Origin of the sequence: Acinetobacter piscicola (assembly GCF_015218165.1) — a bacterium.
In the GTDB taxonomy this organism is placed as follows: Bacteria; Pseudomonadota; Gammaproteobacteria; order Pseudomonadales; family Moraxellaceae; genus Acinetobacter; species Acinetobacter piscicola_A.
Genome location: NZ_CP048659.1, coordinates 2,475,327 through 2,488,770, shown reverse-complemented (window position 1 = coordinate 2,488,770; position 13,444 = coordinate 2,475,327). Strand labels below are relative to the sequence as shown.

Here is a 13,444-nt window from a genome sequence, read left to right as displayed (position 1 = left end):
CACCCTAGAGCATCATGTTTGAATGTAAGTAGTTCATGATCCATACAGAACCAATCAGAAGAACTGCGATACACAAGATTGTGTAAATGAATGCAATTACGTTCCAACGTTGTTCTGATGAAGAGTTCATGTGCAAGAAGAAGACTAATTGAACAAGAACCTGTGCTACAGCTGTAATCGCAATGGTCGCTACAATTGCACCACGACCGAAGTCAGCTGGATGCATTGCCATATAGAATGGAACAATGGTCAGTAATACAGAAACAATAAAACCAATCGTATATTGTTTCACATTACCATGTGAAGCACCTGCAGAATTATGATCGTGACTCATTAGATAACTCCCATTAAGTAAACGACGCTGAATACACAGATCCAAACGATGTCAAGGAAGTGCCAGAACAAGCTTAAGCAAGCAAGACGACGTGTATTTGGTAGAGTCAAACCATTTTTCTTGATTTGAATCATTAACACGAGCATCCATACCAAACCAGAAGTCACGTGAATACCATGCGTACCCACTAGAGTAAAGAACGCAGATAAGAACGCACTCGTGCTTGGACCATGACCAGCATGAACTAAATGATTAAACTCATAAAGTTCCATACCGATAAAAGATGCACCAAATACCCAAGTAATTGCTAGCCAAGTTAAAACTTGACCTACATTTTTCTTGTATGAAGCAAGTACTGCAAAACCAAAAGTCACAGAAGAGATCAAGAGAGCAAAAGTTTCAGTTAAAACGAAACCTAAAGACTCACCAAATAAATCTTTTGGACTTGGTGTTCCAGGTGGAATATGACTGCTTAATACAGCGAACGCGATGAAGAGTGTACCGAATAAAATCAAGTCACTCATCAAGTAGGTCCAAAAACCAAAGACAGTGATGTCGGTATCATCGTGGTGATGATGTTCATCATGTCCATGGTTATCGTGATGAAGTACTTCAGCCATCGTCTTAGTCCTTCTTCAAGTGTTTTTCAAGTAAAGCATAACGTTCATTTTCGATACGTTCTACTTCAGCAGCAGGTACATAGTAATCCACTTTTTTCGTAAATGAACTTACGATGAAACTGATTACGGCACCTAAGAAAGTTGCAATAACAAGCCACCAGATGTGCCATACCAAAGCTAAGCCCATTACTGTGATGAACATTGCTATCACAAAGCCAGCAGCTCGGTCAGTTGGCATATGAATATCTTCATATTTCGTAGGACGTGCATATGCTACACCATTTTCTTTGTCATTCCAGAAAGTATCAATACCATTGATCTTAGGAAGTTGCGCAAAGTTATAGAATGGCGCAGGTGATGAAGTAGACCATTCAAGAACACGACCATCCCATGGGTCACCTGTGTGGTCCATGTTGTTTTCGCGTTGTAAGAAGCCCACAACAATTTGCATAACGAAGCAGAAGATACCAATTGCAACAAGGATAGAACCAAAGAATGCAATTGCAAGGTATGGATCCCATTCAGGGTTGTCATATGTATTCAGACGACGAGTCATACCCATGAAACCAAGGATATAAAGTGGCATGAATGCAAAATAGAAACCGAAGAACCAGAACCAGAAAGAAGCTTTGCCCCAAGTTTCATTTAACTTCCAACCAAACATTTTTGGCCAGTAGAAAGTGATCCCTGCGAACATACCGAATACCACACCACCAATAATTACGTTATGGAAGTGAGCAATCAAGAATAATGAGTTGTGTACTAAGAAGTCAGCTGGTGGAACAGCCATTAATACACCAGTTAAACCACCGATACCGAAAGTCACAAGGAAGCCAAGTGTCCAGTACATTGGTGATGTAAATGTAATACGACCTTTATACATGGTGAATAACCAAGAGAAGATTTTCACACCTGTAGGGATCGCAATAATCATGGTCATGATACCGAAGAACGCGTTAACGTTGGCACCAGCACCCATCGTAAAGAAGTGGTGTAACCATACCACGAACGCAAGAACTGTGATCGCGATAGTCGCATATACCATTGATTTGTAACCAAACAATGTTTTGCGAGAGAATGTTGAAACGATTTCTGAGTAAATACCAAAAGCAGGTAAGATCAGAATATATACTTCTGGATGACCCCAAGTCCAAATCAAGTTCACATATAGCATTGGGCTACCGCCAAGCTCATTGGTGAAGAAATGGAAATCGAAGTAACGGTCAAGCGTTAACATTGCAATTGTTGCAGTTAACACAGGGAAAGATGCAATGATCAATACTGCTGTACAAAGTGCAGTCCAAGTAAAGATCGGCATATCCATAAGACCCATGCCAGGTGCACGCATTTTGATGATGGTAACAAAGAAGTTAACACCTGTTAAAAGCGTACCTAAACCTGAAACCTGAAGTGCCCAGATATAGTAGTCAACCCCAACACCAGGAGAATATTGAATACCTGAAAGAGGAGGATAAGCCATCCAACCTGTTGCAGCAAATTCACCCAATACAAGTGATGCCATCATCAGACCCGCAGCACCAGCAAATAACCAGAAGCTTAAAGAGTTCAATAATGGGAATGCAACGTCACGTGCACCAATTTGTAAAGGTACAGTGATGTTCATCATACCAACAACAAGACCCATTGCTACGAAGAAGATCATGATCACGCCATGCGCGGTAAAGATCTGGTCGTAATGGTCAGGATGTAAGTAACCTTCACCGCCACCTTTTGCAAGGAACAGTTGAAGACGCATCATGATCGCATCCGCGAAACCACGCACAAGCATGACAACAGATACGATAATATACATGATACCAATTTTTTTATGGTCTACAGAAGTGAACCAAGTATTCCACAAGTAGCCCCATTTTTTAAAATAGGTGATACCACCAAGAAGCGCAGCAGCACCGATTGCCATGATGATCATGGTCACCAGTACGATAGGCTCTTGATAAGGGATCGAGTCCCAGTTGAGTTTACCGAATAATACAGACATGTCTTATTCCTCTACTGAAGCAGTTGCATGTTCAGCATTAACATGTTCAGCGCCCGCTTGCGCAGAATGATCTGCACCGTGGTAGTTGCTCATGTATTTATTGATAATGCTTTCGAACAAATTAGGCTCAACTGAAGAATAGTAAGTTACAGGATACGGCTTAGTAGGGAATGGACCTTTACGTTCAGCTTCTTCTGCAAGTGCTTTTTCTTCTGGAGTATGCGCATTTTTGACCATGTTCTCAATCTGATGTTTTGAACGGTCACCATCTTTAAGCGCTGCAAACTCTGCTGCATCTAAAACAGTTTTTTGTTGAGCTTCAGGATTAATTGAAGTTCCTTGACCTGTTTTAACTGCTTCTACCCAGCTGTTGAATTCTGGTTCAGTAACAGAATGAGCCAAGAAGCGCATTTGTGTGAAACCATAACCACTATAGTTAGAAGAGAAACCACGATATACGCCAGTTTCATCAGCTAATACGTGTAACTGAGTTTGCATACCTGCCATTGCATAAATTTGACCTGCTAACTTAGGAATGAAGAAAGAGTTCATTGTAAAGTTAGAGGTAATTCTAAAGTTAACTGGCGTTTTTTCAGGGAAACGAATTTCGTTAACAGTTGCAATTTGTTGTTCAGGATAGATAAAGATCCATTTAAACTGTTCAGCAATAACTTGAATAGTTACAGGCGCTTTGTCAGATTCGAGCGGACGGTATGGGTCATATTTATGTGAACCCCACCATGTTAAATACGCAAGAATACCAATAATAATTACAGGAACACCCCATACTACAATCTCAATTGCAGTTGAATGTGCCCATGTAGGTTTATAGTCTGCGTCTTTATTCGATGCGCGATATTTCCAACCAAACCACAATGCCATAATGATCGAAGGAATTACAACCAATAGCATTAAATAGATCGCAGTCATCATCAGGTTACTTTGACCTTCAGCAACTGGACCTTTAGAGTTTAGAAGTACCATATCACCACCACACCCTGTTAAAAGTGCGGCAATCGTAGATAAAGACAATACAGCTAAAATCGTTTGTCTCATTTTACAACCTCGGTGAAGAGTCCCATTCCCTATTAAATATGGGATAGCGATTAAAGTGTCGCATGATTGAAAATGACTATTAATTACAAATAGTAAACATTCTCAATGATCTGACACCCAGACGTTGTAGGGCATTATGCCTCATATCAACAAACTTAGCTATATGTAAAAAGGCTTTAAATAACTGTAACAAAAACCAATTTTTTTACTCGGATTTATTTGTTTATCTAGTATTTTGTATTTTCAAATCAAAGCTATAGCATTAAAAAAGGATGCATTTGCATCCCTTAAAAAAAACTAAAAAATTATTGCTTAATGACTTTGGTCTTAACTAACTTATCATGTAAAGTTTGTCGTTTTTTACTGAATGCGAATAACAAATCGACAATCGCAAATAAACCTAAAAAGCGATAAATCACAATAAACAAAATCGAACGTAAAACGAACACGCGTAAAAAGCTGACCTTTTCATTGCTTTCTTCATCGACAATTTTAATTTTTAATGCTTTTTTACCAATGCTTTGTCCGGATTTTGAAAGAAAATAAGCTTGTACTGCTAACATGATAAAAATATAACCAAACATTGCAATCCATGCTTGATCAGGGAAGAGTGCAAGCATTTGCGATTGGATTTCCAAAACTTGGTTGACATCATTGCTTTGTGCTTTGCTTAGCATTTGGTCTTGCAAGCTAGTAAGCTTTTGAATTTCGGTGGTGTTTAAAAATAAGCCTAAAATAATTGATGTGGGTAACCAAAGTAAAAGGTCAATAATTTTGGCAAAAAAACGAGAATGCAATGGTGCAAGTTCAACATTTTGCTGTGTTTTGCTAGATTGGGTTGGTGTAGACGTATTTGAAAAAGGCTCAGTTTTATTCAATGAAATAGGAGCCGTATAACCTACAGGTTCATAAACAAGTTTACCTTGCGTAAGTTCACCCAAAGCTTTCCATTCCGTCATCCCTTGATGCCAAGCCAAATCGGTAAGTAAGATTTGTTGGTCGGCAAGCATCTGGTTGACTTGCTCTAGTGTATATGGTCCAGCCTGTTGATTATTTCTCGCCAAGTAAATTTGCATAAAGCGTCATTCTCAAAAAAATCTAAAACGTAAAAATTGTAGATAAATAGGTATATCGTAGCATTAAATTAACCCATCTACTTTTTTGAACCCTTATGTATACTCGATTTTTCACCTGATGAAAATTAAATTTACATCAAATTTAAAATATCGATGAAAAATAAAAAAATTTACTAGAACTTATTATTTATGTTTACACATAAAAAAAGACCCTACGAGAGGGTCTTTTGATGGTGCTTAATTAAGCTTTAGATTTTTCTTCAGCAAGGAAGAACCAAGTGTCGAGCACTGAGTCAGGGTTCAATGAAACTGATTCAATACCTTGTTCCATGAGCCATTTTGCAAGATCTGGGTGATCGGAAGGACCTTGACCACAGATCCCTACATATTTACCTGCTTTACGACATGCGTGGATTGCCATAGAAAGTAATACTTTCACAGCAGCATCACGCTCATCAAACAAGTGAGATACGATACCAGAGTCACGGTCTAGACCAAGTGTTAACTGAGTTAAGTCATTAGAACCGATTGAGAAACCATCAAAGTGTTCAAGGAATTGTTCAGCCAATAATGCATTGGTTGGTAATTCACACATCATGATCACTTTAAGACCATTTTCACCACGTTTTAAGCCATTTGCAGCCAATAATTCAATCACACGTTTCGCTTCGTTTACTGTACGAACGAAAGGAATCATGATTTGAATGTTGGTTAAGCCCATTTCGTCACGTGCTTTTTTCAACGCACGGCATTCAAGCTCAAAACAGTCACGGAAGTTGTCTGATACATAACGGCTTGCACCACGGAAGCCTAACATTGGGTTTTCTTCTTCAGGTTCGTACAATTTACCGCCGATCAAGTTCGCATATTCGTTAGATTTAAAATCTGACATACGAACAATGACAGGTTTGTCAGCAAATGCAGCAGCAAGTGTAGAAATACCTTCAACTAATTTTTCAACATAAAATTCGATCGGTGAAGAGTAGCCCGCAGTACGTGCCATAACAGCAGCGCGAGTTTCACGAGGTAAGCTGTCAATGTTCAACAACGCTTTAGGATGCACACCGATCATACGGTTGATGATGAATTCTAAACGCGCTAGACCAATACCTGCGTTTGGAATTTGTGCAAAGTCAAATGCACGGTCAGGGTTACCGACGTTCATCATTACTTTAAATGGAAGTGCAGGCATAGACTCAATTGAGTTACGTTGAATTTCAAAATCTAATGCACCTTCATAGATAAAGCCAGTATCACCTTCGGCACAAGAAACAGTCACTTCTTGACCATCAGTGAGGACTTCAGTTGCGTTACCACAGCCTACAATCGCAGGAACACCTAATTCACGTGCAATAATTGCAGCGTGACAAGTACGACCACCACGATTCGTTACGATTGCAGCAGCACGCTTCATCACTGGTTCCCAATCTGGGTCAGTCATGTCAGATACAAGAACGTCACCTGGTTGTACTTTGTCCATTTCTTTAATAGACGTAACAATACGCACTTTACCAGAACCGATACGTTGACCGATTGAACGACCTTCACAAAGCACTGTACCTTTTTGTTTAAGTAGGTAGCGTTCCATTGTGCCGACATTTTCACGGCTTTTTACTGTTTCAGGACGGGCTTGAACGATATAGATTTGACCGTCATCACCGTCTTTCGCCCATTCGATGTCCATTGGCGCTTTATAATGCTCTTCAATAATGAGGGCTTGTTTAGCCAATTCTTGAAGTTCTAGATCATTTAAAGCAAATTGTTGACGTTCAGCTTTTTCAACGTCGACCACAACAACAGATTTACCTGCAGCACCTTCTTCACCATAAATCATTTTTTGGTGTTTAGAGCCAAGGTTACGACGGATTACTGAATGTTTACCTGCACGTAGAAGTGGTTTAGAAATATAGAATTCGTCAGGGTTGACTGCACCTTGTACTACCATTTCACCCAAGCCATAAGAAGCTGTGATAAATACAGCTTCACGGAAACCAGACTCTGTATCCAGTGTAAACATGACACCTGCAGCACCTGTTTCAGAACGTACCATGCGCTGAACACCTGCAGATAATGCAACAATGTCATGTGCAAAGTTTTGGTGTACACGGTAAGCAATCGCACGGTCATTATAAAGTGATGCAAATACTTCTTTAATCGCGATCAGAACGTTGTCTATTCCACGGATGTTTAAGAACGTTTCTTGTTGACCTGCGAATGAAGCATCAGGCAAGTCTTCGGCAGTTGCAGAAGAACGTACAGCAACGGCAATGTCTGGATTACCATTTGAAAGTGCAGTGAAAGCTTCACGGACTTCTTGTTCAAGTCCCGCTGTAAGTGGAGTATCTACAATCCATTGACGAATTTTTGCGCCTGTTTCAGCAAGTGCGTTTACATCGTCAACATTTAATGTCGCAAGTTCAGCATTAATTTTAGCATTAAGACCGCTTTGCTCTAGGAATTCACGATAAGCGTCAGCAGTTGTTGCAAATCCACCAGGTACGGATACACCAGCATTTGCTAAATGACTGATCATTTCTCCAAGTGAAGAGTTTTTACCACCCACGATCTCAACGTCGTGTTTCCCTAGTTTTTCTAGACCGATTACGCGTGCTTCCAAAGTTGTTACTCCACTTATGCAGTATTAATCACTATTTTGGCGTGAAATTATAACAAAAAACTCAGCTTTTTGATTCAACTAAGTCATAGTCATGTAAGATGGGCATTACTATAAAGATTATACATCGCTAAGACAAATGTTTGAGGAGATTTTTAATGTCAGAAAGTAACCAAATAAAGCGTAGCGTTTTTTTTATTTCTGATGGTACTGCGATTACTGCTGAAACCCTTGGGCACTCATTGTTAGCACAATTTCCTCATGTCAAGTTTGATATACATATTATTCCATATATTAGCTCTGAAGAAGCAGCCATGAATGTAGTAGAGGAAATCAATATTCGCGCAGAAAAGGACGGTCAACAACCTTTAGTTTTTGATACTTTGGTTGACCCTTATGTACGAGATATTATTAATACTGCAAATGCTGTAAATCTTGATGTTTTTGAAGGACTTATTAGTAAGTTGTCAGATGTTTTGGGGACACAACCTACAACTTTAGTCGGACAAACCCATGCGGTGACTGATTCTGAGTCCTATAAGGCGCGTATTGATGCTGTGCATTTTGCTTTGGATAATGATGATGGTGCCCGCACTCGCCACTATGATAAAGCAGATTTAATTTTGATCGGTGTATCCCGTTCAGGTAAAACTCCAACCTCAATTTATTTGTCATTACAATTTGGAATTCGTGTTGCAAATTATCCACTTACGGAAGAAGATTTGGATGATAATCGCTTGCCAGCAGTGCTGAAAGAGCATAAACATAAGTTGTTTGGATTGATGATTGATGCTGAACGTTTGGTTGCAATTCGTACTGAACGTAAGGCAAATAGTCGCTATGCAAGTTTTTCACAATGTCAAATGGAACTACGTGCAGTTGAAGGAATTTACATTTCTGAAGGAATTAAATACTTAAATGTATCAGAAATGTCAATCGAAGAAATCTCGACGCGTATTTTACAGATGACAGGTTTGAAACGTAGAATTGTTTAAATAAAATACAATTTTATGGTTGTTTTAGGTGGAAAAAGCTGAATGTAAATTCAGCTTTTTTGATTAAAATGATCAATTTTATAATATAAAATTTCTATTAATTTGAGTGTGAAAATTAACTTTTTGAGGTATTTTTTGTTTAATAAATAGGCATTTTATGTCAAGAATCTCGGTAAGTTTAAAGTAATATTACTTAAAAAAATAGCTCATAATTATATAAAAAATGGTATTAGTATTATTTATTATGATATTAAGTATCACAACTATTTAAAATCTAAATAGTGAAAATCGCAAAATAGAATCATTTTTGTATATTAAATGCACAATTTTTTAAAAAGAAATTATCTAAAATAAGTGTTGTAATTTTTTTGATGCGATAAAAAATCATTTTTTAGTCCATGTCCAATGGTATTAATTCTCATGGAGCTGTATTGAAAGATAATAATGAGCTGATTACATCAATTTATGTGCAAAATCCTCATTAAAAAACCGAGCAAAAGAGGCTCGGTTTTTGTAAAAAGCAAAGTTTCTATCTTGAGTGGATCATTAACGTTTGTTGTAAATTGCTTGTGCCGCAGGTAGGTTTTCACGCATTGCAGCGATACGTTGAGCGTTAGATGGGTGGGTAGATAAGAATGATGCACCACCTGCACCTTCTAATTTATTCATTTTTTCCCAAAGTGTAATAGCAGCTTGCGGGTTATAGCCTGCTTTTGCCATCAGCATTAAACCACCTTGGTCGGCACGACTCTCTAAGCTACGTGAATAAGGTAAACCCACGCCAACTTGTGAGCCTAATTGTGCTGCAGCTGTACCAAGTTGACCTACACGATCACCTGCTGCACTTAAGCCAATTTGTAAGGCTAAATCAGTCAATGCTTGCGCACCAATTTTACTTTTTGCATGTTCTTCTAAGGCATGAATCATTTCATGTCCCATGACAGCTGCAATTTCAGCATCGGTGAGTGCTAATTTATTGACAATGCCTGTATAAAATACAACTTTACCCCCTGGGGCAACATAAGCATTGACTTGGTCTGATTTGAGTACAGCCAATTGCCAATCAAATTTTGTCCCTGTTTGGTTCATTTGATCTGCATAAGGTTTTAAACGTAAAAATACTGCATTGATACGTTTGTAGGTCGAGGATGATGTATCCAATGTCTTATTGCTGCGTGCTTCTTGCACAGTTTTATTAAAACCTTGCGTTGCTGCAACATTGAGTGTTGCGCTATCGGCACCTGCCATATCAGCCATGGTGGTACAGCCAGAAAGCGAAATTAAACCTGCTGCACAAATGCCCATCATGAGTTTATTATTCATTATAATGTGCTCCAACAAATATAAAGTAATAAGTATGATTATATTGATTTTAGCTGTGAACGAGTATGTAAAATTGCTTCATAATCATAGTATTTGTGTAAATTTCACTTATAAAAACTGAATTATTAACCAATACACTAGGCATAGGGCATCAAGGACGAAATAGAATGTGCATAGGGGTTTAATTTTTTCATTTAGATTGGGCTTGTTGCGATGAAAAAAGATGATGCTGTTTTGAATGAGAATAATCGGAATCAAAAGGCATGCTAATGAAATTGTTAAACTTAACAGAACATTTTGAATAATTTCAGGGTTATTGGTTTGTGCTTGGATGATTAACATCGCCAGTGTTGGTGCACCCCCGATGGCAAAGAGGGATGAATAAAAAATGGTTCCTGAAATATTTTTTTGCATTCCATATTCTCAAAATTTTAGTAGGGGAAAAATCTGATTTAAGATTTATTGTAACAAGCTCATGCGTAGGATATAAGGCATAGAGCGCCTAACTTTAGTCTTGAATTTTCACATATTTTTATTAAGACAAAAAAAGAGCCTCATAGAGAGGCTCTTTTTAAAAACTGATCTGTATTAAGCATCAAATGGATGACGTAATACGATTGTTTCATCGCGGTCAGGACCAGTTGATACGATGTCGATTGGACATTCGATCAATTGTTCAATACGTTTGATATAGTTGATTGCATTTTCAGGCAATTGATCAAGTGATTTTGCACCGAAAGTAGATTCAGACCAACCTGGCATTGTTTCATAAATTGGTTTTAAAGTTTCAAATGCAAGCGCATCAGAAGAACCCACACAACCAGAGTCAGCAGCTTCATAACCTACACAGATTTTTACTTCTTCTAAACCATCTAAAACGTCAAGTTTAGTTAAGCAAATACCAGAAAGTGAGTTTACATCAACTGAACGGCGTAAGATTTCAGCGTCAAACCAACCACAACGACGTTGACGACCTGTAGAAGCACCAAACTCAGCACCTACAGTACCGAGGTGTTTACCAATTGCATCGCCGACATCGTTCGCAGCGTCATAAACCAATTCTGTTGGGAATGGACCTGAACCAACACGTGTTGTGTAAGCTTTAGTAATACCCAATACATAGTCAAGGTGCAAAGGACCTAAACCAGAACCCGAGCTTACACCACCCGCAGTTGTATTTGATGAAGTTACATATGGATATGTACCGTGATCCACGTCAAGAAGTGAGCCTTGAGCACCTTCAAACATCACGTTTTGACCATTTTTACGGTAGTTGTGCAATTCAGTTGTGACATCAATCACTAACGGAGCAACCACTTCACGCCATTGGTCACAAAGTGCAAGTACGTCTTCAACTTTAACCGCTTCAACACCAAAGAATTGAGTTAACTGGAAGTTATGGTACTCAAGTAATTCTTCAAGTTGTGCTTTAAGATGTTCGCCACCACGGACTAAATCTGCAACACGGATCGCACGACGAGCAACTTTATCTTCATACGCAGGACCAATACCACGACCTGTCGTACCGATTTTCGCATTACCACGTTTTTTCTCGCGTGCTTGGTCTAACGCAATGTGATGCGGAAGAATCAAAGGACAGTTTGGAGAAATACGTAAACGCTCACGAACAGGAACACCTTCTTTTTCAAGAATGTCCATTTCTTTGATCAAAGCTTCAGGAGAAAGTACAACACCATTCCCAATTAAGCACAGTACGTTTTCACGTAAAATACCAGATGGAATGAGGTGAAGAACTGTTTTCTTACCACCTACGACGAGCGTATGACCTGCGTTATGTCCACCTTGATAACGAACAACCGCAGCCGCCTGATCTGTGAGCAGGTCAACGATTTTACCTTTACCTTCGTCGCCCCATTGGGTACCAAGTACCACAACATTCTTGCCCATAATAGCCTCATTACATCATGCTGTTAAAATTGAAAACCACACACCAATGACATGAACATTGGTGTGAAGCGATTAAATTTGTTCGACTTTCCATTCACCTGCAACATTCACTAACTGATGTGTTGCATTGGGAATTGATGTTAAGTCATCTTCACCTAATAACTGGATTACGCTTAGACCGTTGTGACGTACTTGTGCAATTGCGGCAAGTAGAGCAGTGTCTGTGCCTTTAGGTGCAACAACTTGCTTCATTGCTTGGAATTGACCTGCGCTGAGTGCATATAAGTCACACGAGAAACCTGTTGCAGGACGTGCACGACCAAAGTGCTCGCCAATACCATCATAACGACCGCCCTGTGCTAATGGTGCAGCACGATTTGGTGCATACACGGCATACATTAAGCCTGTGTGATAATGATATGAGCGTAACTCAACAACATCGATGCCGATGTGAAGATTTGGCCAGCGTGCTTGAATTTGTGCTTGTGTGGTTGCGAGTGCATTGAAGGCTTGCTTAAATGCTTCGTCTTGTAAAATTTCAGCACTTAAATTGCTTTGTAATGCAGTTAAATCACTTGCATAACGACCTAAAGCATAAAAATCTGAACCGAATTTTAATGCTTGGGTAAATTCGGCAAGTTCTGGGAGTGCTTTACGTTGATATAAATCTGAAAGTTGACGCTCAGTGGTTTTGCTCAAATTGGCATGTTTCACTAAACTGCGGAATAAACCGACATGCCCTAAATCGAGATGAACACCTTCAACTAAATTTGCGGTTTCGATCAAACTGAGCATGACATCGATCATTTCAACGTCCGCGTCAATGCTGTCCGAACCAAATAACTCTGCACCCAACTGAAGTGGGGCACGTGTGGTATTAAAACCCTGTGGTTTAGTATGAAGTACTGTTCCTGCATAGCAGTAACGAGCCACACCTTCTACTGGATGTACATGCGCATCAATACGAGCCACTTGTGGTGTCATATCGGCACGCACACCAAGTAAACGACCTGAGAGTTGGTCGATGACTTTAAAAGTGGCTAAGTCTAAATCTTGATTCGATTCTGAAAGAGAAGAGAGAGATTCGATGTATTCGATAAACGGCGTGTACACCAATTGATAACCTCGAGAAGCGAGGAAATCTAAAGCGCTACGGCGCAAAGTTTCAATTACTTGCGCTTGCTCTGGTAATACATCAGCTACACCATCAGGTAATAACCATGTCTCTGAAATGGGCATGTTGTAAACCTAAATCCTGTCAGCGCGGAAGTAATCCGCATAAAAAAATCGGGAGCACACCCGATTTCTCTTATTTTAGCACGATCATTGTTGCTCTGCATTAGACTTTTGCAGAAAAGATGCTTTTCGGTGCTAATTAAATCTTTTTTGTGGGTAGAAAATTGATATTTTAAATTTTATATATAAAATTTGAAATCTTTAATGTTCGAATTTATGACGTGATAGTTGATCACTTTAGACTGTTTACTTAACTAATAATGTGTCATAATAACACTATATT

General features: G+C 39.1%; 11 protein-coding genes. 1 reads left to right on the top strand and 10 read right to left on the bottom strand.

What is annotated here, in order from left to right:
• Positions 1 to 4: 4 nt before the first annotated feature.
• From cyoD to ppsA, 6 genes are all read right to left on the bottom strand, one after another.
• Positions 5 to 334, bottom strand: coding sequence for a cytochrome o ubiquinol oxidase subunit IV (gene cyoD, locus G0028_RS12225; RefSeq protein WP_065994860.1), 330 nt, complete (start codon positions 332 to 334; stop codon positions 5 to 7).
• Complete coding sequence (cyoC, locus tag G0028_RS12220; protein WP_130073153.1) at positions 334 to 954, bottom strand: cytochrome o ubiquinol oxidase subunit III; 621 nt, start codon at positions 952 to 954, stop codon at positions 334 to 336. The genes cyoD and cyoC overlap by 1 nt, the downstream gene beginning before the upstream one ends.
• A 4-nt stretch (positions 955 to 958) precedes the next feature.
• Positions 959 to 2,953 (bottom strand): cytochrome o ubiquinol oxidase subunit I, encoded by a 1,995-nt coding sequence (gene cyoB, locus G0028_RS12215; protein ID WP_130073154.1) that lies wholly within the window; start codon positions 2,951 to 2,953, stop codon positions 959 to 961.
• A gap of 3 nt (positions 2,954 to 2,956) precedes the next feature.
• On the bottom strand, positions 2,957 to 4,009 hold the full coding sequence (gene cyoA, locus G0028_RS12210) for a ubiquinol oxidase subunit II (RefSeq protein WP_130073155.1): 1,053 nt from the start codon (positions 4,007 to 4,009) through the stop codon (positions 2,957 to 2,959).
• Positions 4,010 to 4,314: 305 nt separating this feature from the next.
• Positions 4,315 to 5,085 (bottom strand): RDD family protein, encoded by a 771-nt coding sequence (locus G0028_RS12205; protein WP_174492388.1) that lies wholly within the window; start codon positions 5,083 to 5,085, stop codon positions 4,315 to 4,317.
• Between the two features lie 241 nt (positions 5,086 to 5,326).
• Positions 5,327 to 7,702: a phosphoenolpyruvate synthase gene (ppsA, locus tag G0028_RS12200; protein WP_130073157.1), complete on the bottom strand. Its 2,376-nt coding sequence runs from the start codon at positions 7,700 to 7,702 to the stop codon at positions 5,327 to 5,329.
• 155 nt (positions 7,703 to 7,857) lie between these two features.
• Between ppsA and G0028_RS12195 the strand changes: the two genes are divergently transcribed.
• Positions 7,858 to 8,694, top strand: a complete 837-nt coding sequence (locus G0028_RS12195) for a pyruvate, water dikinase regulatory protein (protein WP_111859556.1) — start codon at positions 7,858 to 7,860, stop codon at positions 8,692 to 8,694.
• 546 nt (positions 8,695 to 9,240) lie between these two features.
• On the opposite strand, the gene G0028_RS12190 is transcribed toward G0028_RS12195, so the two are convergent.
• From G0028_RS12190 to G0028_RS12175, 4 genes are all read right to left on the bottom strand, one after another.
• Complete coding sequence (locus G0028_RS12190; RefSeq protein WP_130073158.1) at positions 9,241 to 10,017, bottom strand: M48 family metallopeptidase; 777 nt, start codon at positions 10,015 to 10,017, stop codon at positions 9,241 to 9,243.
• Positions 10,018 to 10,125: 108 nt separating this feature from the next.
• Positions 10,126 to 10,431: a hypothetical protein gene (locus G0028_RS12185; RefSeq protein ID WP_130073159.1), complete on the bottom strand. Its 306-nt coding sequence runs from the start codon at positions 10,429 to 10,431 to the stop codon at positions 10,126 to 10,128.
• A gap of 174 nt (positions 10,432 to 10,605) precedes the next feature.
• Positions 10,606 to 11,925 carry an adenylosuccinate synthase gene (locus G0028_RS12180; protein WP_130073160.1) on the bottom strand — a complete coding sequence of 440 codons (1,320 nt, stop codon included), beginning with the start codon at positions 11,923 to 11,925 and terminating at the stop codon, positions 10,606 to 10,608.
• A 72-nt stretch (positions 11,926 to 11,997) separates the two neighbouring features.
• Entirely contained in the window at positions 11,998 to 13,164 is a 1,167-nt protein-coding gene (locus tag G0028_RS12175) for an ATP phosphoribosyltransferase regulatory subunit (RefSeq protein WP_180045116.1), read from the bottom strand.
• Between the last annotated feature and the right edge of the window lie 280 nt (positions 13,165 to 13,444).

Coding starts and splice junctions, on each gene's coding strand:
- G0028_RS12205 (WP_174492388.1), bottom strand. CDS start 5,085: ATGCAAATTTACTTGGCGAGAAATAATCAACAGGCTGGACCATATACA.
- G0028_RS12175 (WP_180045116.1), bottom strand. CDS start 13,164: ATGCCCATTTCAGAGACATGGTTATTACCTGATGGTGTAGCTGATGTA.
- cyoD (WP_065994860.1), bottom strand. CDS start 334: ATGAGTCACGATCATAATTCTGCAGGTGCTTCACATGGTAATGTGAAA.
- cyoC (WP_130073153.1), bottom strand. CDS start 954: ATGGCTGAAGTACTTCATCACGATAACCATGGACATGATGAACATCAT.
- cyoA (WP_130073155.1), bottom strand. CDS start 4,009: ATGAGACAAACGATTTTAGCTGTATTGTCTTTATCTACGATTGCCGCA.
- G0028_RS12190 (WP_130073158.1), bottom strand. CDS start 10,017: ATGAATAATAAACTCATGATGGGCATTTGTGCAGCAGGTTTAATTTCG.
- G0028_RS12195 (WP_111859556.1), top strand. CDS start 7,858: ATGTCAGAAAGTAACCAAATAAAGCGTAGCGTTTTTTTTATTTCTGAT.
- G0028_RS12180 (WP_130073160.1), bottom strand. CDS start 11,925: ATGGGCAAGAATGTTGTGGTACTTGGTACCCAATGGGGCGACGAAGGT.
- cyoB (WP_130073154.1), bottom strand. CDS start 2,953: ATGTCTGTATTATTCGGTAAACTCAACTGGGACTCGATCCCTTATCAA.
- G0028_RS12185 (WP_130073159.1), bottom strand. CDS start 10,431: ATGCAAAAAAATATTTCAGGAACCATTTTTTATTCATCCCTCTTTGCC.